General features: G+C 43.7%; 15 protein-coding genes. 7 read left to right on the plus strand and 8 right to left on the minus strand.

Annotated elements, in window-relative coordinates; translation table 11 throughout:
* The first annotated feature begins 6 nt into the window (after positions 1-6).
* Positions 7-2,850 (plus strand): beta-galactosidase GalA, encoded by a 2,844-nt coding sequence (gene galA / locus HMPREF1536_RS08600; protein WP_028728943.1) that lies wholly within the window; start codon positions 7-9, stop codon positions 2,848-2,850.
* Between the two features lie 644 nt (positions 2,851-3,494).
* Positions 3,495-4,358 (plus strand): Rpn family recombination-promoting nuclease/putative transposase, encoded by an 864-nt coding sequence (locus HMPREF1536_RS08605; protein WP_028728942.1) that lies wholly within the window; start codon positions 3,495-3,497, stop codon positions 4,356-4,358.
* 107 nt (positions 4,359-4,465) lie between these two features.
* Here the strand turns inward: HMPREF1536_RS08605 and HMPREF1536_RS08610 are convergent, their stop codons facing one another.
* A complete protein-coding gene (locus tag HMPREF1536_RS08610; protein WP_369800847.1) occupies positions 4,466-6,598 on the minus strand; it encodes a dipeptidyl-peptidase Dpp7 in 2,133 nt (710 codons plus the stop codon).
* Between the two features lie 18 nt (positions 6,599-6,616).
* Positions 6,617-7,975 carry a TIGR00341 family protein gene (locus HMPREF1536_RS08615; protein ID WP_028728940.1) on the minus strand — a complete coding sequence of 453 codons (1,359 nt, stop codon included), beginning with the start codon at positions 7,973-7,975 and terminating at the stop codon, positions 6,617-6,619.
* Positions 7,976-8,747: 772 nt separating this feature from the next.
* Here HMPREF1536_RS08615 and HMPREF1536_RS08620 point away from each other — a divergent pair.
* The gene (locus HMPREF1536_RS08620) at positions 8,748-10,559 is read left to right on the plus strand and encodes a reverse transcriptase/maturase family protein (RefSeq protein ID WP_046151773.1); all 1,812 of its coding nucleotides are present in this window, start codon (positions 8,748-8,750) and stop codon (positions 10,557-10,559) included.
* Between the two features lie 111 nt (positions 10,560-10,670).
* A complete protein-coding gene (locus tag HMPREF1536_RS08625) occupies positions 10,671-12,740 on the plus strand; it encodes a sensor histidine kinase (RefSeq protein WP_028730104.1) in 2,070 nt (689 codons plus the stop codon).
* Positions 12,741-12,742: 2 nt separating this feature from the next.
* On the opposite strand, the gene HMPREF1536_RS08630 is transcribed toward HMPREF1536_RS08625, so the two are convergent.
* Together HMPREF1536_RS08630 and ruvB are read right to left on the minus strand one after the other, a co-directional pair.
* Entirely contained in the window at positions 12,743-14,248 is a 1,506-nt protein-coding gene (locus tag HMPREF1536_RS08630; RefSeq protein ID WP_028730103.1) for a lipopolysaccharide biosynthesis protein, read from the minus strand.
* A gap of 7 nt (positions 14,249-14,255) precedes the next feature.
* Positions 14,256-15,281 (minus strand): Holliday junction branch migration DNA helicase RuvB, encoded by a 1,026-nt coding sequence (ruvB, locus tag HMPREF1536_RS08635; RefSeq protein ID WP_028730102.1) that lies wholly within the window; start codon positions 15,279-15,281, stop codon positions 14,256-14,258.
* A gap of 370 nt (positions 15,282-15,651) precedes the next feature.
* On the opposite strand from ruvB, the gene HMPREF1536_RS08640 reads away from it, so the two are divergent.
* Genes HMPREF1536_RS08640 through HMPREF1536_RS08650 form a run of 3 tightly spaced genes read left to right on the plus strand, consistent with a single transcriptional unit; the run spans position 15,652 to position 18,286 of the window.
* Positions 15,652-16,608 carry an outer membrane beta-barrel protein gene (locus tag HMPREF1536_RS08640; protein WP_028730101.1) on the plus strand — a complete coding sequence of 319 codons (957 nt, stop codon included), beginning with the start codon at positions 15,652-15,654 and terminating at the stop codon, positions 16,606-16,608.
* A gap of 54 nt (positions 16,609-16,662) precedes the next feature.
* The gene (locus HMPREF1536_RS08645; protein WP_028730100.1) at positions 16,663-17,613 is read left to right on the plus strand and encodes a hypothetical protein; all 951 of its coding nucleotides are present in this window, start codon (positions 16,663-16,665) and stop codon (positions 17,611-17,613) included.
* Positions 17,597-18,286, plus strand: coding sequence for an ATP-binding cassette domain-containing protein (locus HMPREF1536_RS08650; protein ID WP_028730099.1), 690 nt, complete (start codon positions 17,597-17,599; stop codon positions 18,284-18,286). The genes HMPREF1536_RS08645 and HMPREF1536_RS08650 overlap by 17 nt, the downstream gene beginning before the upstream one ends.
* A gap of 153 nt (positions 18,287-18,439) precedes the next feature.
* Here the strand turns inward: HMPREF1536_RS08650 and HMPREF1536_RS08655 are convergent, their stop codons facing one another.
* The 4 genes from HMPREF1536_RS08655 to HMPREF1536_RS08670 form a co-directional block, all read right to left on the minus strand.
* The gene (locus tag HMPREF1536_RS08655; RefSeq protein ID WP_028730098.1) at positions 18,440-20,587 is read right to left on the minus strand and encodes a GH92 family glycosyl hydrolase; all 2,148 of its coding nucleotides are present in this window, start codon (positions 20,585-20,587) and stop codon (positions 18,440-18,442) included.
* Between the two features lies 1 nt (position 20,588).
* Positions 20,589-21,704 (minus strand): glycoside hydrolase family 76 protein, encoded by a 1,116-nt coding sequence (locus tag HMPREF1536_RS08660; RefSeq protein WP_028730097.1) that lies wholly within the window; start codon positions 21,702-21,704, stop codon positions 20,589-20,591.
* A 99-nt stretch (positions 21,705-21,803) separates the two neighbouring features.
* Positions 21,804-22,943: a SusE domain-containing protein gene (locus HMPREF1536_RS08665; protein WP_028730096.1), complete on the minus strand. Its 1,140-nt coding sequence runs from the start codon at positions 22,941-22,943 to the stop codon at positions 21,804-21,806.
* 12 nt (positions 22,944-22,955) lie between these two features.
* On the minus strand, positions 22,956-24,083 hold the full coding sequence (locus tag HMPREF1536_RS08670; protein ID WP_028730095.1) for a SusE domain-containing protein: 1,128 nt from the start codon (positions 24,081-24,083) through the stop codon (positions 22,956-22,958).
* Positions 24,084-24,093 lie beyond the last annotated feature (10 nt).

Consider the following 24,093-nt stretch of genomic DNA (forward strand, 5'->3'; position numbering starts at 1 on the left):
AAAACTATGACAACACTCAAAAGTTTTCTACTTCTTTTGTGCATCAGCTTCTCTTTGCAGGCTTATGCACAGGAAAAAGTAACCACCCGCGAAGTCCTGTCTTTGGATAAAGGCTGGAGCTTCCATTTGGGAGATATTCCCTACCCTGTTATCAAAGGGCATAACGCTACTTACCGGAACGCCAAGGCCGGATATGTGAGCGGAGCCGCTTCCCCGAACTACGACGATTCTTCCTGGCGCATCGTAGACCTTCCTCACGACTGGGCGATTGAAGGAAAGGTGGATCCGGAAGCCAACCTCTCGCAAGGATACTACAATCGTGGTTTCGGTTGGTACCGTCGTAAATTCAAATTGTCTCCCGAAGATAAAGGAAAACATCTGGAAATACAGTTTGACGGTATCGCTACCCATGCAACAATCTGGGTAAACGGAACCGTACTGCATCGTAACTGGTGCGGCTATACTTCCATGTATATTGATATTACTCCCTATGCTACTTATGGCGATGATGTAAATACCATTGCCGTACGTGTGGATGCGGATGCCCAGGAAGGCTGGTGGTACGAAGGAGCCGGTATCTACCGGCATACCTGGTTGGTAAAACGTTCGCCGCTGCATATCATTACTGATGGCGTATTTGCCAACCCTATAAAGAAAACAGAAAGCCAGTGGGAGATACCTGTAGAAGTTTCCTTATATAATTCAGGTAAACTTCCGGCAAATAGTGAAGTTGAAGTGTCTCTGTTTGCTCCTGATGGCCAATCGATCACCACACAAACCCAAAAACTCTCCGTCGGAGCATTGGGAGAAGAGATTGCCAAATTGTCGATGACAGTTGAAAACCCTCAACTTTGGTCACCGGACAGCCCTGCACTTTACAAGGTGAAAACCGTTGTCAAACAGAATGGTACTACAATGGATAAAGCAGAAACCAACTGCGGTTTCCGAACCATCCGCTTCGACAACAAGACTGGCTTCTGGCTGAATGGGGAGAATATTAAGATAAAAGGCGTATGTAATCATCAAGACCATGCCGGAGTAGGCGTAGCTGTTCCGGATGCCTTATGGGAATTCCGTCTCCGCAAATTAAAGGAAATGGGGGTTAATGCTTATCGCGTTGCCCATAACCCGGTAGCCAAAGAATTTATGGCGGCCTGCGACAGCATGGGGATCATGCTACTGGATGAAAACAGATTATTCAATACATCCCCCGAATATGTTCGGCAGTTGGAATGGCAGATTCGACGCGATCGTAACTGCCCGAGTGTAATCCTTTGGTCGGTATTCAACGAAGAGCCGATGCAAGGTACCGAAAACGGAGTTGAAATGGTACGCCGCATGTACGACGTCGTGAAGAAGATGGACCCGACACGCCCCATCACTGCTGCCATGAATGGTGGATTCTTCTCCGAATATAATGTATCGCAAGCCGTAGATGTCGGTGGATTCAACTATCAGATCGAAAGTTATGATCGTTTCCATGAAGAAAATCCGGACCTGCCTCTAACCAGTACTGAAGACGGTTCCGCTTTCATGATCCGGGGCGAATATGTCACAGACCGGTCGAAAAACCTGATGGACTCATACGATACACAATGTGCCGACTGGGGAGCTACCCACCGCAGGGCCTGGAAAGCCGTGGCGGAACGTCCCTGGATGGCCGGTTGCTTCTACTGGACCGGATTCGATTATCATGGCGAACCCACTCCGCATCGCTGGCCTACAGTCAGTTCTTTCTTCGGCATTATGGACTTGTGCGGATTCCCCAAAATGGCTTATCACCTGCATCAGGCACAATGGGTAAAAGACAAACCTGTCCTGGAACTGGTGCCTCATTGGAACTGGCCGGCCGATTCCATCGGAAAGCCGATCAAGGTAATGGCATTAAGCAATGCCGACAAAGTAAAACTATTACTGAACGGTAAAGAGATCTCCGAGCAAACGGTAGACCCGTACGAAATGAATACCTGGTCTGTCCCCTATAAACCAGGCAAGCTGGAAGCTATCGGCTACAAGAATGGAAAGATCGTTTCACGTACCAAGGTAGAAACGACCAAAGAGCCTGTACAGGTTCGCCTGACACCCTACCGTAACAGCCTGGCAGGTGATGGCCGGGACGCTATGCCGGTGACCGTTGAGGTTGTCGACTCCAAAGGCCGTCATGTCCCGACAGCCGATAACATGATCGAATTCACCGTTACAGGCCCTGCCGAAATCATCGGTCTGGGAAATGGTAATCCGAACTGCCATGAACCGGAAAAAGGGAATAAACGCAGCTTGTTCTATGGTCTTGCCCAGGTTATCATCCAGAGCAAGGAAGGTTCGGGGCCAATCACCCTGACAGCCTCAACACCGGGATTAAAACCGGCTACCATCACAATCAACGCCGACCAGGTAGCCCCTGTCCCGTCCATTCCGGCTGAAAACCCGCCGATGTTGCTGAATAAATGGGTAGCTTCTCCCCTTTCCACCGAAAAGCCCGATGCCACCCGTCAGATAGCAGATAACGACATGAACAGTTGGCAGCCTATCTCCGGCGGCGACCTGATCAAATTGGAGAATGCCAACTTCGTTATTTTACGTGCTACATTCAATCCTTACCAGGCTCACCGGCAAGAAGGCGGAAGCATCCTCTTCAAACAACTGACAGGGAAAGCCGAAATCTGGCTGAACGGCCAACTGATCGGCTCTAAAACGACAGACAAAGAAGAAGACTTCACCGTTGAATTCCCGGCGATCAAGGATAGATGCGACCTGCGCGTCCTGCTGAATGGTACGGCTAATGAGTCCGTAGGCTTAAAAGGCAATGTAACAGTTCGTACGAAACGTTCGGCATCAGTTTCCGATTAGAACATGTTCGTTTGGAACAGTAGTACCAACTTGCCGGCATTACTGTTCCAAACGAACAACACAGTAGTGCTGGCACTTACTCAATCGGCTAAAACAGTCTCCTACAGAGTGTTTTAGCCTTTACATTTCATCTGTCATCGCTTTCAGTCGATTGATAGATAGCAGATTATGATGACAGGATATTGCTTTAATCTTTTTAAAAAAAGTCAAACATACTACATAAGATACTATCTATAAAGAAACGGATAGGTATCGAACGGTAAAGGAATAGGCACCGGATGACAAACGGAAAGGCACCCGTTTTTAAAGGTCAGGTGTTTTGAAATGTTAAGACCTTAGTTCTGATTTCAAAAGAAGGGACTTTTGATTTTAAAAGACCGGTCTTTTTTTCGGCTTACTATATAGCATCGGTGAAAGCAATAGGTGTCATCTGTATGTATTATTTATCAATGTTTATAATGTATTTGAAAGATGAATGCAAAAGATTGAAGATATCAAGAGGAAGGTTTGGGCTAGGTTGAATGTTTCACTTACTGACAGATTTGAATCATAAAAACGCCTTCAGACATTGAAATGTATAAAATATTACCTACATTTGTTCCGTTGCCTGTTATTAGGTAATAAACCAATAAAACCATTGACATATGGAAAAGTACGTAAACATTATGTTAGATCGGGCTTTTAAAACCGTATTCGGTAAAAAGCAAGTAGCCATCGACTTTATCAATGCCGCACTCGAAGGCGAGCGCCAGGTGAAAGACCTGACCTATCTTGATAAAGAAATCCAACCGGAAGTAATAGAACAGCGCACAGTGATCTTCGATCTTCTTTGTGAAGATGTGGACGGAACTAAATTTGTGCTTGAAATGCAGAATTGCCCCCAACGTTACTTCTTTAATCGTGGGTTTTATTATATTTGTCGGATGGTCTCCCGTCAGGGAGAGATAGGTTCTGACTGGAAGTTTAGCTTGCTTCCTGTATATGGCATCTATCTGCTGAACTTTAGTCTACCTGAATTTCAGAGCTGGCGTACGGACGTGGTGCTGGCTAATGAAGCAACAGGTAAAGCTTTCGGTGAGGTCAAACTGAAACAGATTTATCTTTCGTTTGACCTGTTCAATTTAAGCAAAGAGGAATGTCAAACGCCTCTTGAAAATATAGTTTATATATTGAAGAATATGAATTTATTTGATATGTCTCCGTTTAAGGAGAAAAATGATGCCTTCAAACGCCTGCTCGATGTGGCCAATCTGGACGCAATGACTTCTCACGAACGGGCTGTCTACGATGAGAACCTGAAAATTTATCGCGACTGGCGCAATACGCTGGAATACGCAGTGGAGGAGGCTGAAGGGAAAGGTTTGAAAAAAGGGGAAGCAGAAGGAAAACTTGAAGGTAAGGTTGAAGAACAACGTCTTATTGCTGCTAAATTAAAAAAGCAGGGAGTCAATATTGAAACAATCGCTCAATGTACCGGTCTTTCTATAAAAGAAATATACGAATTGTAGGCAGTCATTGCAGGAAAGCCGTACGCACGGATTTCACGGACAGTTAAAAAGTTAAAGGCCTGACGGAACAAATCCGCCAGGCCTTTCTTGTGTATCTTATTGAAAGATTATCTAACCAGTTTCAGTTCTTCGATCAGACGCGGGCATTTACCCCATTTGTCGATCATATACAGCACATAACGGATATCGACAGCAATACAACGTTGCAGATCCGGTTCGAAAGCGATGTCACCGCTCATGGCTTCCCAGTTTCCATCGAAAGCAAGGCCGATCAAACGGGCGTTTTTGTCGAAAACAGGGCTACCGGAGTTACCGCCTGTGATGTCGTTGTTCGACAGGAAGCAAAGCTGCAATTCACCCTTTTCGTTGGCATACTGGCCAAAGTCTTTGCTACGGATCAGATCGAGGATTTCTGGTTGTACCCAGAATTCGTCATCTTCCGGATTTTCCTTTTCAAGAATACCTTTCTCTGTTGAATAATAGTCATACCAAGCAGCATCGTACGGACGGTAACCACCGATGGAACCGTAACTCAGACGCATGGTAAAGTTTGCATCGGAAGAAAGCGCCTTGTCAGGATACATTTCCTTCAAGCCTGCGAAATACAAACGTTCGCCTTTTTCAATATCGTAATGGGCATCTCCCATCAATTGCTGCAATTCAAACAGAGAGATCAATGTAGACAGACTCAGTTCCGCTGCCGGATCTTTCTTCAGCTTGGCATATAGTTTCGGATTCTTCAGCATCTTCTCTATATTGTCATACGACAAAAGGGAAGTCTTTTTAAAGACATCGGCCGCATACTTGGCGTAGTTGCCTTTGTATTTCTTATCCACTTTCTTATAGATGTCCGGAAGATACTGAGCCGGGACACGTTCTTTCGCTACCTTCATCATGGCAGCCAGCACCTTCTGATCGAGCGCCGCATCATAATCTTTAAAGAACGGTTTGATCTTATCTTCCAGAATCAAGTCTATTTCTTCCGGAGTAGAACCGCTAATGTCCACACTCTGCACCATACGTGCCAGACGTACGATTTCAGTACCGCTGACAAACGCTTCCATCAAATAGGTCGAAACATTCTTATATTCGTCAGTCGAAGTATAGCCTTTTTCCAGCAGGCTCAACACTTCGCCGTATTTCGCTTTACGTTCCGGAGTCTGGTCTACCCACTTAGCAAAAGCGGCTTCTTCCTCCTTCTTACGATCCAGTACATTCAGATTAGCCAAACCACGGTTCATACCGATAGAGTTTTTCCAGTAGTTGGAGCTACCGGCATATTTAGAGGCATATTTGATACGCACTTCATCGCTGGCCTGCATCGCTTCTTTCCAGATAGCCTGTTTAGCACCACGAACATCGATACGGGGTTTGTTACTGTCCTCGATACGTTGTTTCACACCCCATGAAGACAGATAACGGTCGGTACTTCCCGGAAAACCGATCGTCATAGCATAATCCTTATCCTGATATCCCTGAAGAGACACTTCGGCAACATACTTCGGACTATAAGGTTTGTTATCCTTGTTATATTCAGCTGGCTTGTTATTTGCATCGGCATATACACGGAAAACAGAGAAATCGCCTGTGTGACGCGGCCACATCCAGTTGTCGGTATCACCACCGAACTTACCTACGGAGCTGGGCGGAGCAAATACCATACGGACGTCGTTGAATACGTCGTAAACAACCAGGAAATACTTGTTATTATTATAGAAAGGCACTACATCGGCTGCCTGGAATTCCGTATTACCAATAGAATCACAAATAACCTGTCCGATCGAATCGGCAGCGGCCAGACGAAGATACTCTTCCTCAATATTAGCGATTTCACCGTTAATACGATCACTTACATCGACTGTTTCGCGCAGGTAACGTACGCTTAATCCCGGAACAGGCAGTTCATCGCCTTTACTCTGAGAGACAAAACCATCTTTCAGATAATCATGCTCAACACTACTCAACTGCTGGATCGAACCGAAACCACAATGGTGATTGGTAAAGACCAATCCTTCTTCCGATACGGTAATACCGGTACATCCGCCACCAAAAATAACAACAGCGTTGGCCACACACGGGTCAGTTTCACTGTAAAGCTGCTTGTAGGACGGGACAAATCCCAGTTCCTGCATTCTCGCCAGATTCTGTTTGTTTAATTCCTTCAGAACCCACATACCCTCGTCGGCATACATCTGGCCTGCAGCAATAAGAAGCAGTAAAACTGCCCACACCTTCTTCATAAAATTCATTCTTTTCTTTTATTCTATTAGTAATTTAATATTCTTCGCGTTCACACGTGCTCCGAGCCACTCCCGGATCTTTTGTTGTTCTTTTTCATTGATACGTTCTTTGCTTTTCAGGTAAACCAACATGACTGTGTCTTGCTTCATGCTATCGGTACTCACAATATAGGTATTTGAACAGGATGCCTCGAGGACAGCCGGGAACAGGACTTTCATTTCAGGGATCAGCTCCGAAGTAATACGTGAAGCGGTTTTATACCGGTCTACCGTCCGCTTCAACGAATCGATCTGTATGGATTGTACGCGGAGCACTTCTTCGCTATTCTTATAAAGATCCTGCATCAACATACTTTTCAACTCATTAATATCTGTCGCTTCCTGGCCGAAACCTTGCTGTACGACTAATGAAACGTCTTTCAAACCATATTTACGCAGTCTGCTCCGGGCAATTTCAATCATCGGGTCAGGTACACTTTCGCCGATCAATACGACCTTTATCTCCTTCTTTTCACTTGTATCCGTTACTGTTTTATTGAGTATCTGTGTATTCGGAAAAGCCAGTTCCTCTGATACAAAATTGGCAACCCGGTCATTGAAATAACTGGCGCGGATCAGGTTATAACTCAGAAAAAGGCTGGGTACGATCGTAAAAAAGACGATGACACCGACATAACGTGTCACAACCTTCTCCCGCTGCTTGTCGAGGAATACCTTTTTAGGATACTTCAGCAGGCGAACAACCAGGAAGGTTGCCAGACTGATAAACACGGTATTGATAAAGTAAAGATAGAAAGCGCCGAAGAAATAATAAAGGTTCCCGCTTGCCAGCCCGAAACCGGCCGTACAAAGTGGCGGCATCAACGCCGTAGCGATAGCCACACCCGGAATCACATTCCCTTTACTTTTGGTGGAGCTGGCTACAATACCCGCCAATCCACCGAAGAAAGCGATCAGTACATCATACACGGTCGGTTGCGTACGCGCCAACAATTCACTCTGTGCTTCGCTGATCGGAGAGATAAGAAAAAACAGGGTCGAAGTGATCACACTAAAGACCGTAGCTGTGGCAAAATTGCGGAAAGAGCGTTTGATCAGTTCAAAATCATAGATCCCCAGCCCCAGACCAAACCCCATGATAGGCCCCATCAGCGGAGAGATCAACATCGCACCGATAATTACCGCTGTAGAATTTGTATTCAGACCCAAAGAAGCAACAAAGGTCGCAAAGATTAAAACCCAAAGATTAGTACCTTTAAACTCAATACCCTTTTTTATAGATTCAACGGTTTCAAGTTCATTTTCCTTCTCCTGACGGACATCAAAATTACGAACAAAGAAGTCTCTCATTTGCTTGTGTAACACCCCTTTTTCCATCACAATAACTTGTATTGATAATTACTCCGACTAATAGCTACGCCTTAATCGTGCAAAGATAGAAATTGTATCCCGAAATAAAAAATAAGAAGAACAAACAAGAATAAGTTCCATAAGTTCAAAACAGTAGTTGATTTTCATTAACTTTGCAGACGATCGACAAATGGGTTCCCAAAAGGAGCTTACCTAAAATATTTATGTGCGCCCGTAAAGGTTGCATCGTAAACATCTCTTTGGCAAGAGATTAGGAAAGTGTTCTTTGAAAATAACCTATCATCAGCCGACTTATCTGTTTTCGGGAAAACTTAACCGAGCAGGGAGTGTAGCATGTCGGAAAAGTCATAAGTCAGTTAGTTACCAAACTGCGACTGAATGGCGAGATGAAAAGATAGATATGAGGATAAAGTCCGAATTGATTAAACGATAGTCCGAGTGGTTCCCCTTTAGGCTATGGCGTAAGGTAACTATCAATCGCCATATCGTGATACTACTTCAGTGTATAGGTATGAATGTAGCAAGAACTTATCACGACACAACCGCAGTAAGCGAGTGAAGGACGGAAGTCGTATCCGACAATCTATCATGCCAACAGTTACGATGTAATAAACGGGGATTACCTATCCCGAAGTGCCGAAAGGCTATTAGGTTTGACCTATGAAAATTCGGAGTGGTAACGGAGCTTCCATAGTAGTCCGAGCAAGGTAACGCCTTGTACATGGCGAAGGGAAGCAGCTAATTATTAATACAATTAACGGAAAATGTGAGAGACATTATGAGAAGTCCAGAAAGAGTATTAAACAGTCTATCAGAACACAGTAAGGATGTAAGCTACAAGTTTGAACGTCTTTACAGAATTTTGTTCAATGAGGAAATGTTCTATGTTGCCTATCAGCACATCTACGCCAAAGAGGGCAACATGACTAAAGGTTCGGACGGTCAGACCATTGACAACATGAGCCTGAAACGAATTGAAAAGTTGATTGATACGTTAAAAGATGAAACGTACCAGCCCCAACCGTCAAAGAGGGTGTACATACCGAAGAAAAACGGTAAGAAAAGACCTCTTGGCGTACCGACTTTCAATGACAAGTTAATACAAGAAGTAGTAAGAATGGTATTGGAAGCCATATACGAGGGAAATTTTGAATACACCTCGCATGGGTTTCGACCCAATCGAAGCTGCCATACTGCATTAACTCACATCCAAAAGGAGTTTAGCGGTGCAAAGTGGTTTGTAGAGGGAGATATAAAAGGTTTCTTTGATAATATAAGCCATGATGTATTAATAAACATACTCAAGGAGCGCATTGCGGACGAACGCTTCATACGCTTAGTACGCAAGTTTTTGAAAGCGGGATATATCGAAGAATGGCAATTCCACAATACTTACAGTGGCACACCGCAAGGGGGTATCATCAGCCCGATATTGGCTAATATATACCTTGACAAGCTGGATAAGTATATAAAGGAATACATAGCCAAATTCGATAAAGGGAAGAAACGAAAATTCAGTAGAGAAAGTTTGGACTTCGGCAATGCAAGAAAACGTATTGTGCGAAGATTGAAGTCCGTAAAAGACGAAAGGCAAAGGGTAAAGCTAATCCTTGAACTGAAAGCAATAGAACAAGGACGGGCTAAATATCCCAATGGCGAAGAAATGGATGCCGATTACAGGAGAATGAAATATGCGAGATATGCAGATGATTTTCTCGTGGGAATTATCGGAAGTAAGCAAGATGCGCAACAGATAAAGGGAGATATTAAAAACTTCCTTGCTGATAAACTGGCATTGGAACTGTCTGATGAAAAGACACTTGTCACCCATACCGAAAGACCTGCCAAGTTTCTCGGATATGAAATTACTGTAAGAAAGTCCAACGACCAAAGACGTGATAAACGGGGTAGATTAAGAAGAACCTATGGTAAAAGGGTCTGCTTGAATGTCAGTATGGAAACTGTCCGTAAAAAACTGTTCGATTGGGGAGTCTTGGAAATGACAAACCGTAACGGAAAGGAAATATGGAAACCGAAATGTAAATCGGGACTGATATTCAATGACGACCTTGAAATCCTTGATAGCTATAATCGGGAAATCGTGGGTTTCTATAATTACTACTCCATAGCCAACAACTGTGCCCATGCCTTGAATAATTTCAAGTACATCATGGAATACAGCATGTACAAAACGTTTGCAGGCAAATATAAGTGCCGCACACGCAAGGTAAACAAGAAATATCGTAAGAACGGTAGGTTTATCATAAAGCACATGACTAAAACAGGTGTAAAGGAAAGATACTTTTACGACGGTGGCTTCAAACGCAAGAAGCCCACCTATAAATCGGAATGTGACACCATGCCACGAACAATTTATACTGCGGGGCGGACAAGTCTTGTTGAAAGGCTGAAAGCCCATGAGTGTGAATTATGTGGAGCGACAGACGACCTTGTTATGCACCATGTAAGGAAACTAAAGAACTTGCAGGGTAAGGAAAGCTGGGAACGACACATGATTGCCCGCAAACGCAAAACGATTGCCGTGTGCAGGAGTTGTCACAAAAAGATACATGACGGAAAGATAGACTAAAATTAGTGGAGAGCCGGATACGCTGAGAGGTGTAAGTCCGGTTCGGGGGCGAGCATTTGGAAACCTACCATAGAAATATGACAAGGCGCTGGGTGCTTAGCCTACATAAAAATGAAACGCTGCTTAATTCTGATGTACATGCTCGTTAATATGCTCTTTGCTGTAGCTAACAACGCTACGACAAAAGATTCTTTGAGCACAAGCCTAAAGTCCGCATCCTCAACAGAAGAGAAGCTGGAAATACTAACCAACCTGATGGATATTTCCCGTCAGGAAGAACAGGTTGCATACGCAAAAGAATTATACAAAGAGGCACTCGCCAATAACGATGATTACTATAAAGAGATAGCACTTACCGAGATACTCCGTTTTTATGTCAACAACGATATTAAGGATAGTACCAATGTGTACATGGAAGAAGCCAAACAGGAGTTGAAAGGAAAAGCGCGTGACTTCCTGGTGACTTACATGCAAACGATCGTCGATGTACGTATCGTCTTTTATACAGAAGGGGAAGAGAGAAAGAAATTGATAGAACAATACCGGCTCAAACTGGAAACAGATAAGAAACTTTCAGCTCTTGAAAAAATGTCGATCAACTATGTTCTGGGGATGGCTTATAGTAACCGGGTCGAACCGGGTAAAGAAAAAGAACTACAAGAAATGGTAAGCGAGCGGTTCAGGGAAGTGATCGCCCTCTCGGAAAATATGCCGTTACGATATTCATATCTGTTCCGTTTGAATTCATTCAGCATCCTGACCCTTTACTCACCTGATGATTCGGAGAAGGTAAAATATGCAGTCCGTTACCTGGATATGCAAAAAGAATATGCAGAGACAAAGGAAATGAAGAAGCGCCCTTATGTCACCAAACGGCATTTGTTGAATGCTTACTCTTCACTGGCCCTTTCCGCCAAAACGCTGGGAAAAGATATAGCAACTTCCTATTATCAGCATTTCATGGCTTTGAACGATCAATATCCTGAAGCCGCTGCATTCTCCCCCGAATATGAGCGTTATTTTACCTCGCTGAATTTCTATCGGCTGATAGACGAATATCCTAAAGCCATCAAATATTGCGACTCGGTTATCCATTATTTCCGTAATTCCGGTTTGAAGATCGACCTGTCGGAACATGTCGTATCGACGCTCAAAGAGAAAATAGATATGCTGGACAGCCTTCATTTGTATAAAGAGGCTTTCTATGCCCACAAGGAATATGCAGCCCTGTTAGACTCTGCACGGCTGAAGAATATCAATGACAAACTGGAAGACCTCGAAATACAGAAGCGGGTAGACGAACTGGTCATTGAGAAGAAAGCACTGGAAATCGATTTGCAGAAGAGCCGCAACCAGCTTTACATGTTCCTGTCTTTATTTATCCTGGCTATCAGTTCGGCAGTTTTCGTTGCTTTCCGTTTATGGAAAATCAATTCCTTATATAAGAAGTTGCAGGAATCGAACCGTCTGGTTATTCTCGCCAGTGAAAAAGCACAGGAAAGTGAGAAGATGAAAAATGCGTTCATTAAGAACATGTGCCATGAAGTCCGTACGCCTTTAAATGCAATCAACGGCTTTGCAGAACTGATCACGACCGAAGATAATACCCTAGAGGAAAAACAAGAGTTCAGTAAGATCATCTTTGAAAACTGTAATCATATCACCTCCATGATGAACAGCGTACTGGAGATCGCCCAGTTGGATAGCAACAAAGACGACCTTCCGTTATCGGGAGTCAATATACACCTGCTTTGCTCCTGTGAAATGGAACAAATTAAAAGGCTTTACGGCAAACCGGACATTGAATACAAACTTGAAGGTAACCGTGAAAAGGATCTGGCCTTCACCAACCAGAGCCATTTCAGCCTGATCCTGTCGCATCTATTGAACAATGCCAATAAATTTACCGAGAAGGGAAATATCACACTCTCCTACGAGCCGGATGAAGAGCAAAACCGGATGGTCGTAAGCATCACGGACACCGGCTGCGGCATTTCACCGGATAAACGCGAATGGATATTCGAACGGTTCACCAAAGCAGACGATTTCGTTCCGGGTTCAGGACTGGGACTATATCTATGCCGCCAGATCGCCCATCGTTTGAAAGGTAACATTTACGTAGATCCGGATTATACAACCGGCCTGCGTATCATTCTGACGATCCCGCTCAAACCGGAATAAAACTATTTCTTTTTGGCGAAATAACGTCCTACATAAGGTAGTTCCTGCAACGGAAGATCCCGTTTGATCACAATACCAACGAAAAGACAAAGCAGCAAAGTACGGTAACACAGACGCAAAATCTCCGATTCAATCGCGGGTAGCATGCCGGCCAGATAGAATGCTGCTGCCAAAACGGAATAGATCACAGCCGATTTAATATCATATTGGATCGGGAATTTCTTCTGCCCGATAATATATGAAAGCGCCATCATAATAAGGTTGCTTGCAAAAGAGGCCCAGGCACAAGCCATATATCCGTATGTCGGAGCAAACAAGACAATTATCAGGATCGTAGCAACACATCCTATCGTAGAGAAATAGGCCCCCCACTGGGTCTGATCAATCAGTTTATACCAGAACGACAGGTTAAAATAGATTCCGAAGAACAGTTCTCCCAGCATGACAATGGGGACGACACGCAAACCCGGATAATAGGCCGCCGCTACAAAATGTTTCAGGATATCAATATAGAACATTACCCCCAGGAAAATGATCAATGCGAAGATAATGAAATATTTCATCGCTTCCGAATAAGACTTTTTACTGTCGTCGTCTTTGTTCTTCGCAAAGATAAACGGCTCGTAGGCATAGCGGAAAGCCTGGGTAAACATGACCAACACAACCGCAATCTTAAAGCAGGCACCATATATTCCTAATTGTGTATTTGCCAGCTCTTTATCCTCAAACAGAAACGGGAACAAAATCTTATCGGCCGTTTGATTGAAAATACCGGCGATTCCCAGGATTAATATAGGGAAAGAATACCTGATCATCTGACGGAGTAGTACGAAACTGGCTTTCTCACGCAAGCCCGGAACCATGTCCGGAATAAGCAGGATGAATGTGACCGCAGAAGTTATAACATTAGCAATAAAGATATATCCCACCTGATAATCCGGAATATAGAACCAGTCCACCAAAAGCGGAGCATGCTCGGCCAGCCACGGACAGGCGATTAAAAAGAAAAGGACTAATATTATATTCAGGAATATATTGAACAACTTGATGGAAGCAAAGCGAATCGCCTTCCCCTGATATCTCAAAAAAGCAAACGGGATACAACAAAAGGCGTCTACCGCAACAATTCCGGCCATCATCCCGACAAACTCCGGATTAGAAGCATATCCCAGCGAACTGCTGATCGGGTTCAGTGCATTAAAAACAATAACTAAAAACAGGATAGAGGTTGAAGCAATGCTGAACAATGTCGTTGCATAGACCCGCATGGGAAGAGTGATCTCTTTCTTGTTCATAAAACGGAAAAAACCCGTTTCCATCCCATAAGTAAGTATGACCATCAGTAGTGCCGTCCAGGCATATAGATTCGTTACGATCCCGAAATCACTTTCTGTTGCCAGCACCCGCGTATACATCGGCACCAGCATCCAGTTCAGGAACTTTCCGACAATACTACTAACGCCATAAATCGCAGTCTCTCCTGCGAGTCGTTTCATTCCTCCAGCCATAACTTTTTCAGTCAAATAAAAATCCTTGTTCTTCGCCCCTTTTCCGTCCGAGATGTGTATAGGCAAGGTCGGTGACCTCACGTCCCCGTGGTGTTCGTTTGATAAACCCTTCTTTGATCAGGAAAGGTTCGTATACTTCTTCCAGTGTACCGGGATCTTCGCCTAAGGCTGTCGCAATCGTTGTCAGGCCGACCGGGCCACCGTTGAATTTATCAATTATTGTTGTCAGTAATTTATTATCAATTTGATCCAGACCATAACGGTCAATATTTAATGCTTCCAAAGCATAACAAGAAATTGCCTTGTCTATTTCGCCCGAACCTTTCACCTGTGCAAAATCACGTACGCGGCGAAGTAATGCATTGGCAATACGAGGCGTTCCACGGCTGCGGGAAGCAATCTCTTTGGCTGCACTCAACTCGCATTTCACATTGAGGATATCGGCACTACGAAGCACAATCTTCGTCAACGTCTCCATCTCATAATATTCCAGGTGCATATTGATCCCGAAGCGGGCACGCAATGGGCTGGTCAACAAACCGCTACGGGTCGTTGCACCAACCAGTGTAAAAGGAGCCAGGTCTATCTGGATGGAACGGGCACTCGGCCCTTTATCGATCATAATATCGATCCGGTAATCCTCCATTGCCGAATAAAGATATTCCTCGACAATCGGGCTCAACCGATGAATCTCATCGATGAAAAGAACATCATCCTTTTCCAGCGAAGTCAGCACCCCCGCCAAATCACCGGGTTTGTCCAGCACCGGCCCGGAAGTAACTTTAAAGCCGACTCCCAGTTCATTAGCTATAATATTCGACAAAGTAGTTTTACCTAACCCGGGAGGGCCATGCAGCAACACATGATCCAATGCTTCTTTACGCATACGGGCCGCCATCACAAATATCTTCAGATTCTCAACCACTTTGGCCTGTCCGCTGAAATCATGAAATGAAAGCGGGCGAAGTGCATTCTCATACTCACGCTCACTTTCAGGCATACGGCTATCCCTTATATCAAAATCGTCTTCCATATTCTTGCTCATTGACTGGCAAAGATAATAAATATATCGAATACAAATTTCCTGCCTATGTATTTGCATTTACCCTACGTACTAATTTGAATTACTACGGCGACTAATCAACGGTTGATAACCCTCAACCGATTGGCCGACAATTGTCAACCGTATGGCTGATGATTATAAACCATACGGCTGATAATTATCGGCCACTAAAATATTCCGTTTGTTTGATAGATATGTATAGGATAAGCATTGATAATGAAAGGTATGGTTTCATAGCCGAAATATAGGGATAATATCCGTTGGATACAACAAAAAAATGAACTTAACGTTTACAGAAACAATAAAGACTTATATTAGAAAACAATAATCTTATAAGAAAATGAAAGCTATTAGAAACCTGTTATCCGTGTTTACCCTTTTTGTTTTAACCAGTTGTGCACCCAAAGTTATAACGGATATCGTTAAAGTTTATCCGGTGACGACACCTCCTGAAAACGTACTCTTATATGAAGTAAATGATACAGTACCGAATACGGCAGAGGTAATCGGAAAAGTATCCGTAGTAGATAATGGTGCCTCTACAAAATGTAATTATGACCAGGTACTGGCACTGGCCAAGAAAGAAACATCCAAAAATGGCGGAAATGCGCTGGCACTTACCGACCATAAAGAACCGTCTATCTGGGGAAGCAGTTGTCATCAGATAGCAGGAATGATGCTCAATATAAGCGATACGGTAATCAATAGTTACCAACCAAACTCATTTATCGAAGCGAAGGAGATACGAACAGAGAAAGAAAGAAGAATGCGTCCCACAACAAATACCATCTATGCCAATATCGGATATGCCGGGATAACAAGTAAATTCTATTTACCATCGGGAGCTTCCGGAAATCCTAAAAGCGGTTTAGACTGGCAGATCGGGTATGAATGGGTGTCAAAAAGCGGTTTCGGCTGTGGCTTGTTATATTCCGGCTACAAATCATCATACGATATATCGAGCAATACGATCAATGTAGGCCTTACGTACATTGCTCCTCAGTTCGTACTTAAACAGAAGGTTAGTGAGAAATGGCAATTGCGTGAAAGCGTCGGACTGGGTTACTTCGGCTACCGGGAGTCATATAAAGGAGAAAGCGCCTCATTATCCGGCCTCGGATACAACTTTTTGTTTGGAGCGGAATATCTGTTGAGTAATCATATCGGTATTGGTGCCAATATAGGATACGTCGGAGGTTCCCTGCCTAAACAGGATACGAACTACAATACTTCAGATGACGAACGATCCGGTATTTTCCGCTTTACCATCGATGCAGGAATTCGTTTTTACTTTTAAAAGTAATAAATAAAAATTCCCTACATTTGTTTCGGACATATTAAACACCTGTATATGAACAGTTCATTCCTTCGTTTCCGGCTCCGTCAGTTCGGAAAGTTTATCCGTGAGATACCTGTTATCTATCTGATCATACTGACAGGTATTTTACTGATAGCCGGGATTGCTTTGCACGAACTCACAAAAGAGTTGAAAGCGTGTTTAATTGCCGGAACCGTGTTACTGGCTCTTTTATCTTTGCTGCAACTGAACCGGAAAGATTATCATTTTATTTTCCTTGCGGAAGAAAAGGCATGGAAGGTCTTTTATATGGATTATCTCCTGCTCTCCTTCCCTGCCCTCATTATTATACTACTACATGCTTACTGGTATATTGCTCTCGGTATTCTGTTCGGATGCCTGGGAATAAGTTTCCTAAAACAGCCTTTTCACCGTACAAAACAGGGTGTAGCTCCTCCCCGATGGATACCTGCAGAAGCCTTTGAAATACGTTCGGGAATACGACAATACGGTGGTTTGCTGATGGTTCTTTATATCAGTGCCTGGATCGGCTTGTTATTGCCTTTTGCTTCATTAGCTTCACTCTGGTTTTTCACGGTTTTCTTCTCCGAAATGTTCCGCTATTCGGAATCCCAACAGATACTCTTTTATATGGAGAGGCCCGCAAGAAGCTTTCTGCACCGGAAACTGGCATTGAATCTGAAACTATTTTTGTGTGCAATATCACCTGTCTGTCTGGTATATGTGTTGATATATCCTGAACACTGGTGGCTTATACTCACCTTTCTGGTAGCAATCTCATTGAATATCCTGTTATTCATAACAACGAAATATGCCTATTACTGGCCAAACAGCAAGATTACAGCAGGGCAGATTCCTATTGCAATAGCCATGCTGAGTATATTCCTGCCGGTACTTTTGCCCGTTATCCTGTTTTTCCTGATCAGAAATTATCTGGCGGCCTGCCGGAATTTAAAAACTTATTTATATGCTTACAATCCGTAACTTACAAGTAGAATATAAAAAGCAATCACTGATACTGAAAGGGATCACCCTATCGATGGAATCGGGTAAAATACACGGTATTGTCGGTTTGAACGGTGCAGGTAAAACAACCTTGCTGAATACGCTTTACGGATTTATCCGTCCGGTAGAAGGTTCTATCCTGTATAATGACAATCCTTTGCACAGACGTGATATTGCCTATCTGGAAGCCGAAAACTATTTCTATCCTTATATGACGGGCCACGAATACCTGGATCTTTTCCCTGCAGGGGAAAACGGCTTTCAAGTAGATAACTGGCAGAAACTGTTCAATATCCCGCTGAATGATATCACGGAAAACTATTCAACGGGAATGAAAAAGAAACTGGCTCTATTAGGTGTTCTCAAACCGGATAAGCCTATTCTGATCCTGGATGAGCCTTTCAACGGATTAGATCTGGAAAGTGCACATATACTCACGCTTATCCTGCAACAACTCCGGGAGAAAGGGAAAACAGTACTGGTTACTTCGCATGTTTTCGAAACATTGACTTCCGGCTGCGACTATATCCACCATATCAATAACGGAATGATAGAACAGAGTTACTCCAAAGAGCAATTCGGAATGCTTAAAGAGTTACTCTTCTCTACCATAGAAAAACAGACTTCCGAACAGATAAAAGAACTTATTTGATATAGGATCGATACAAAGATTTGTCCATATCACTCTGAAGGAATATGAAGAAAAGCTTTCACTACCGATGATATTTCATACCTTCTTAATCAAAAAAACTGCCGGACTTTTTGGGAAAAGGTCGGCAGCTTTTTTGGAAAGGGATAGCAGAAATTATTCTGTGCTGATAGTCAATTGTTTTCCCTGCTTCAAGAGATCGTGAGAAATAAACCAACCGCTGATCTTCTGACCGCCATAGGTAATATTCGTTATCTTACGACCTTTGCCGTTTTTAACGATCGTGAACTGGGAATGATCCCCCAAGGTGAATTTCACCTGGTCAAACAAAGGTACGGTGATGATATATTCCGGATCTGCGGGCGAATAGGTGTATAAACCGATTGCGTTGAAGACATACCAGGAAGACATCTCACCGGCGTCATCCATTCCCGAATAAGCCAGTTTGTCCTTACCCATATCATAATAATGATTCATGATACTATCCAGCATACATTGTGCCTTTTCCTGCTTATCGATAAAGTAATAAGTATAAGGAATACTATGTCCGGGCTGGTTACCCTGACAATAATTACCGATGAAACCGGTCAAATTGTGGGCCTCATAGTTTCTCCAAGGCTCGGTAAAGAGCGAGTCGAGTTTCTGTTCAACGGCCTTTTTGCTGGGATAAAGGGCAATCATACCTTCCGGATCATGGGGAGCGAAGAACAAAGACTGCCAAGCATTCGCTTCACGATACATATAGGCATAATAAGGATAATACGGATCGAAATCTTTGATCCAACTGCCATCGGCTATCTTTCCACGCCAGAAACCGGTACTCGGATCAAACAGGTTCTTATAGTTATCGGTACGATCCATCAAAGTCTTATATGTACTGTCATCACCTAGTTCTTTTGCTAACAGGGCGGTTGCATAGTCGTCGTAGGCATATTCAACGGTTTTTGTTACTGCCGCTTTGTATTCATCCCAGGTAGGGACATTGGTGGTATCTTTTTCTGCAATCCAGCCTTGTGCGATATATTCGTCCAGATACGGCCTGCCGCCTTTTCCCGGAACAGTCGCATTGTTCACCAACAATTTATAGGCACGGTTCAGATCGAAGTCTTTCAAACCGCGTAGATAATTACCCGCAACAAAAACAGAGGCATGATCGCCATGAAAGAAGGTCGGCATATAGCCACCACGCTTTTCCCCTTTATCGGTAATCGATTTGATCACGTCTACCGTTACATCCGGAGAGATCATTCCCAGTAAGATCAACTTATTGCGGTAATCGTCCCAGAAAGACGGGTCAGTATAATAACAGAAACCATTATTTACCACATCGCCCTTCACATCCGTATATTCCCCGTTCACATCGCTACGCAACACCGGCCAGAGGAAAGAACGATAAAGGCAGGAATAAAAAATACCCTTCTCACGTTCCGTACCGCCTGTCACTTCTATATTAGACAACAGCTTTTCCCAGGTCTTATCAGCCTCTCCGCTAACCTGTGCAAAGCTTTTATCCATCATCTCCTTTTCCAGGTTCATCTTTGCATTATCGACGCTTACGAAAGAGAAACCGATCTTTAGTTCCAGGGGCTTGTTTCCTTTGCTATCGGCAAAGTTGACGACCGAAACCTCGTATTCACCGTTCTTCACCTGTTCGATATTATCGATCTTATAGTTAGAAACGGCATAGAAACGGATATTTCCTTCCGCATCCTGATTACCAGAGAAGGTATAATCGTCCACTTTCTGAATGTTCCAGTCTCTCACTCCGTTGTTCGTACGTGTAATATCGACCAATACTTTCTTATCGTCTTCCGGACGGAAAGTGTATTTATGATAAGCGCAACGAAGCGTAGAGGTCAGCTCTGCATTGACTCCGTATCTCTCCAAAAATACCTGATAATATCCGGGGCGGGCCGATTCGTTGGTATGACTGTATTTTGAAGCATAATCGTCGGAAGAGACATCGCCCGTCACTGGCAGAATCGGAAGATGCAACAGGTTCCAATGCCCCTTGTTGGTATGTGAGAAGCCATAGATAACGGTATCTTCATACTGGTAACCGGCCCCGCTACGGAACTGGGTTACGGGGCTTAACTGAACCATCGCATTCGGGACGGAAGAACCGGGAAAAACTTCCGCTCCCCAGGTTCTCGTTTTCAGGTGACGTTCGTACCCTAAATCTTTCGTTTCCCAAAGGGTTGCCGTCCCCAGGAAAGGATTCACATAATTTGTCAGTCGTTTATCGGGCTGGCAATTTACCATAAAGGCTAATGACAGGAAACCCGCTAAAAAATAGTTTTTCATGTTATTTATTATTTAATAGTGCTGCTGCTTCGATCAGCATACAACCGCTTAACTGCTCGGTCAACCCGGTAGACGCTCCCGGGGCCGTCCCCCAATTGGTTCCGAATAAAACATTCGATTTATTTGTCCCCCGCATCCAAAGCGCTTCTGCATTTACGTTCAGAAATTGCGTATAACGTCGTTTAGCCCCAACATCCAAACGATCCTGTTGGATCAGTTCTACAAAATAACGAATAAAAATCCCTTTAAATAATCCTCCATCCCCTGATCCTTCGTCTTTGAGGATAGAATTATTCACTAACGTGCTGATTGTATAATCAGCCGCTAAAACGGCATCGTTCAGATAGCTTTTTTCCCCCAACATCTTATACAATTCTACTGCCGAACCGATGAATGTACCTTCGTTGTAAGTAAATATCCAATCTTTCTGTATCTCTCCGGTATTACTGTTTATATTATCATACACCATCCCGTTTTTGCTGTTGAACAAGGTACTTTTCTCCCAGTTATATATCTTAAGAGCCCATTCTTTATCGGCTTCGTTTCCGAATTCCTGAAACAGACGGGCTGCCAAGATACAGGCCGGGCCGTTCGAACAGGCATTTTTACTGTACTCCTGCCCTTTTACCCAAGTAATACCTCCACCGGCATTCATGTTCCAGCCGACTTTGATATACTCCCAGATCTGCAAGGCCGCTTCTTTGTACTTCTGGTCTTTAGTGACCTGATAGGCACGAAGGATAGCCAGTGCATTCCACTCCATGTCATCATAAAAGTCATTCCTGAAAGTGTTGCCGTTCTTTACCTTTACACCTTCAAACCATTGATCGAAATAAGTCTTGTACTTCGTATCTCCGGTACGCAGGCTGGCATCTACCAACACATCCAATGCGTGGGCCTGAGGCCAGTAATGGAAGGTCTCATTCCCGTTACTGTCATAATTAAAATACTGTCCTCCGGTATTCCAGAAAGAGTTGACCAATGCTGTGGTACTGCTATCAGCAGCGGCATACCAGTCGATACCTTCACCTTCATCCGGGCTCACCGGATTATTGTCGTCACCACCACATGCACCCAATAAAAGGGGGAGAAATAAGAAAAGGAGAATATTCTTCATGTTATTATCTTTACTCAAGTAAAAAAGAAGAACCGGAAATGAGGTAAACCTCTTTTATTGTACCAGAAATTTCCGGTTCTTCTTGTCTTTCACTCTGGATTATTTAACTATCGTATGTGTATAAGGCTGATCAGCTGTCAGATAAATAGTATAAGTTGCCGGAACCCCATCAAAGTCTCCCATCAGCTTCCACTTATTTTCCCACTGAGAAGTCTCATTAAACATTTGCAGGTAGTAATACGTTTCTGGGCTGGATGCCGTCGGACGTGAGTCGGTCTGGTTCAATGTTCCCCAGTCGACTTCTTTCTCTGCATCGGCACCATTATTTTCCTGGATAAACATTCTGAACTTATAACGTTCGTCTTTACCCCAGCTTTCTTCCTTGAAGTTCACGGTTGCCTTTGTCTGGAATACACCATAACCGACGTAAGGCAGTTCAAACAGGATTTCATCATTCGGACAGAAATAGAAACCGATCTTATTTACCAATGTATAAGTACAAGCACCGGTGTTAAAATCTAATGTAATCCGGTAGATACCATCCTTAGGAACTGTTGTCGTTCCATTTTCCTTAATGACACCATCGGCTGTATAGAACACTCTTGTCGTCCCTGATTTGCCGTCAGTAAAATTGAATGATTTACCGGCTGCCAGCTTCGTATAGACCTCAAATTCGCCACCTGCTACTGCTTTCATTTTATGTGCTTTTGCCAGGTCTGCACCGCCTTCGGAAGCTTCACCGGTTACATATACATCGATAGGAACATCTTCAAATCCAGCCAGGCGGGTAACTGTGATCTTGTTTTCCACACTCGATTTCATGCTTTGCATTCCTTTGGTAGAAAATACAGTCCATTTGAAAGTACCTGTATCGGCAGGTTTAATACCTACTTTACCGGCAATCTGGTTCAACAGTTTATGTGTAACGGTTGCAAAATTGTTGTACCCGTTGTTATTAGCAGACACCACATAAACAGGTTTTGAAAAGTCACCGTCCGCTTTATCAAAAGCAATCTGATAAAGAGCCGTACCGGCTTCTTCCACACTGGCTGCTTTCCATTCAAAATAGACACTTGCCGATGCGGAAGCTTCCAGTACAACCGATTTGCCGTCCGCAGGTTCGAGCAATGTATTCACACTTGCCAGACGACCGTCAGTGTCTCCCATATTATCATTACATCCCATGAATACCAGCGCAACAGAGCTGACAAGCATCAGTTTTTTTAATATCGCTTTCATAATTCTTCCTTTTTATTTGATTACTAAATTATGAGTATATTCACCTTGCGTATTCAAAGAGAATGTAATATCATATGTTTTATCGCTCCAACCATCGGTAGCCGGAGTTTTCCAGACTTCATTGTTCGTCCACTGTTCTACATTCGCCTTTTCCATCATATAATAATACTCATCGTTTCCGGTCGGCTTGCTGTCGTTATTGATGGCAGCTCTCCATTCGGTTTCTCCATCGGAGCTTTCCATTCTGAACTTATACCGGTCGTCTGTATTATCACTGTCCGTCAAACCAGTAACCGTGTAACCGTTCAATGCCCAGACTCCAAGTCCCTGGTAATCGAGTTCGATCTCTTTCTGCGACCAGTTCAGGAACCATTTTACTTTGGTTACTTCTTTAGAGGTAAACGAACCGGCATTGAAATCGATGTAATATTTATAGATACCTGTCTTAGCCGCTGTAATGCTACCGCCTTCAACCAATTTCTCACCGTTCAATGAATATTCGGTCGGAGTTCCTGTATTGGCACTAACGAACTTGAATGATTTGCCTTCTGTAAGTTTAATGAATACTTCGAATTCACCGTCGGCAACCTTCTTCATAACCATCGCTTTGTCCAGATCGGCTCCCACTTCCGTAGCTTCACCAGTGATATACAACTGGCTCGGCACTTCGGCGAATCCTGCCAGGCGGGTAAGAGTCAGCGTACGTTCCTCTTCTGCCCTTACGGGATCGATACCTTTAGAGGCATATACCGTCCACTTCAATGTTCCCTGGGCAGCAGACTCGATACCGGCCAAAGCGGCGATCTGGTTTAATTGTTTATGTGTAATTGTTGCATGATTACTACCACCATTATTGTCTGCCGTAGAAATATAAACAGGGTCCGAGAAATCGCCGTCTACCTTATCGAAGACTACTTCATACAACACTACTCCGCCGTCTTCGGCTAAAGAGGGTTCCCATTCGAAATATAAAGAAGCGGATGCTGATGGTTGCAGAACGACTGACTTACCGTTATCCGGTTCGTATAATGTTTTTACTGCGGTCACGCCCAGATCTCTCACTTCGCCGTCACTGCTACAGGCAGTAAAAGTCAGGATGAAAGAAAAGAGCATCGCATATGTTATAGATATTGCTTTCATATCTTTTTCT

The organism is Parabacteroides gordonii MS-1 = DSM 23371, from assembly GCF_000969825.1.
Taxonomy (GTDB): Bacteria; Bacteroidota; Bacteroidia; order Bacteroidales; family Tannerellaceae; genus Parabacteroides; species Parabacteroides gordonii.

Coding starts and splice junctions, on each gene's coding strand:
- HMPREF1536_RS08610 (WP_369800847.1), bottom strand. CDS start 6,598: ATGAAGAAGGTGTGGGCAGTTTTACTGCTTCTTATTGCTGCAGGCCAG.
- HMPREF1536_RS08620 (WP_046151773.1), top strand. CDS start 8,748: ATGAGAAGTCCAGAAAGAGTATTAAACAGTCTATCAGAACACAGTAAG.
- HMPREF1536_RS08605 (WP_028728942.1), top strand. CDS start 3,495: ATGGAAAAGTACGTAAACATTATGTTAGATCGGGCTTTTAAAACCGTA.
- HMPREF1536_RS08640 (WP_028730101.1), top strand. CDS start 15,652: ATGAAAGCTATTAGAAACCTGTTATCCGTGTTTACCCTTTTTGTTTTA.
- HMPREF1536_RS08670 (WP_028730095.1), bottom strand. CDS start 24,083: ATGAAAGCAATATCTATAACATATGCGATGCTCTTTTCTTTCATCCTG.
- galA (WP_028728943.1), top strand. CDS start 7: ATGACAACACTCAAAAGTTTTCTACTTCTTTTGTGCATCAGCTTCTCT.
- ruvB (WP_028730102.1), bottom strand. CDS start 15,281: ATGGAAGACGATTTTGATATAAGGGATAGCCGTATGCCTGAAAGTGAG.
- HMPREF1536_RS08655 (WP_028730098.1), bottom strand. CDS start 20,587: ATGAAAAACTATTTTTTAGCGGGTTTCCTGTCATTAGCCTTTATGGTA.
- HMPREF1536_RS08630 (WP_028730103.1), bottom strand. CDS start 14,248: ATGGCTGGAGGAATGAAACGACTCGCAGGAGAGACTGCGATTTATGGC.
- HMPREF1536_RS08665 (WP_028730096.1), bottom strand. CDS start 22,943: ATGAAAGCGATATTAAAAAAACTGATGCTTGTCAGCTCTGTTGCGCTG.
- HMPREF1536_RS08660 (WP_028730097.1), bottom strand. CDS start 21,704: ATGAAGAATATTCTCCTTTTCTTATTTCTCCCCCTTTTATTGGGTGCA.
- HMPREF1536_RS08615 (WP_028728940.1), bottom strand. CDS start 7,975: ATGGAAAAAGGGGTGTTACACAAGCAAATGAGAGACTTCTTTGTTCGT.
- HMPREF1536_RS08645 (WP_028730100.1), top strand. CDS start 16,663: ATGAACAGTTCATTCCTTCGTTTCCGGCTCCGTCAGTTCGGAAAGTTT.
- HMPREF1536_RS08650 (WP_028730099.1), top strand. CDS start 17,597: ATGCTTACAATCCGTAACTTACAAGTAGAATATAAAAAGCAATCACTG.
- HMPREF1536_RS08625 (WP_028730104.1), top strand. CDS start 10,671: ATGAAACGCTGCTTAATTCTGATGTACATGCTCGTTAATATGCTCTTT.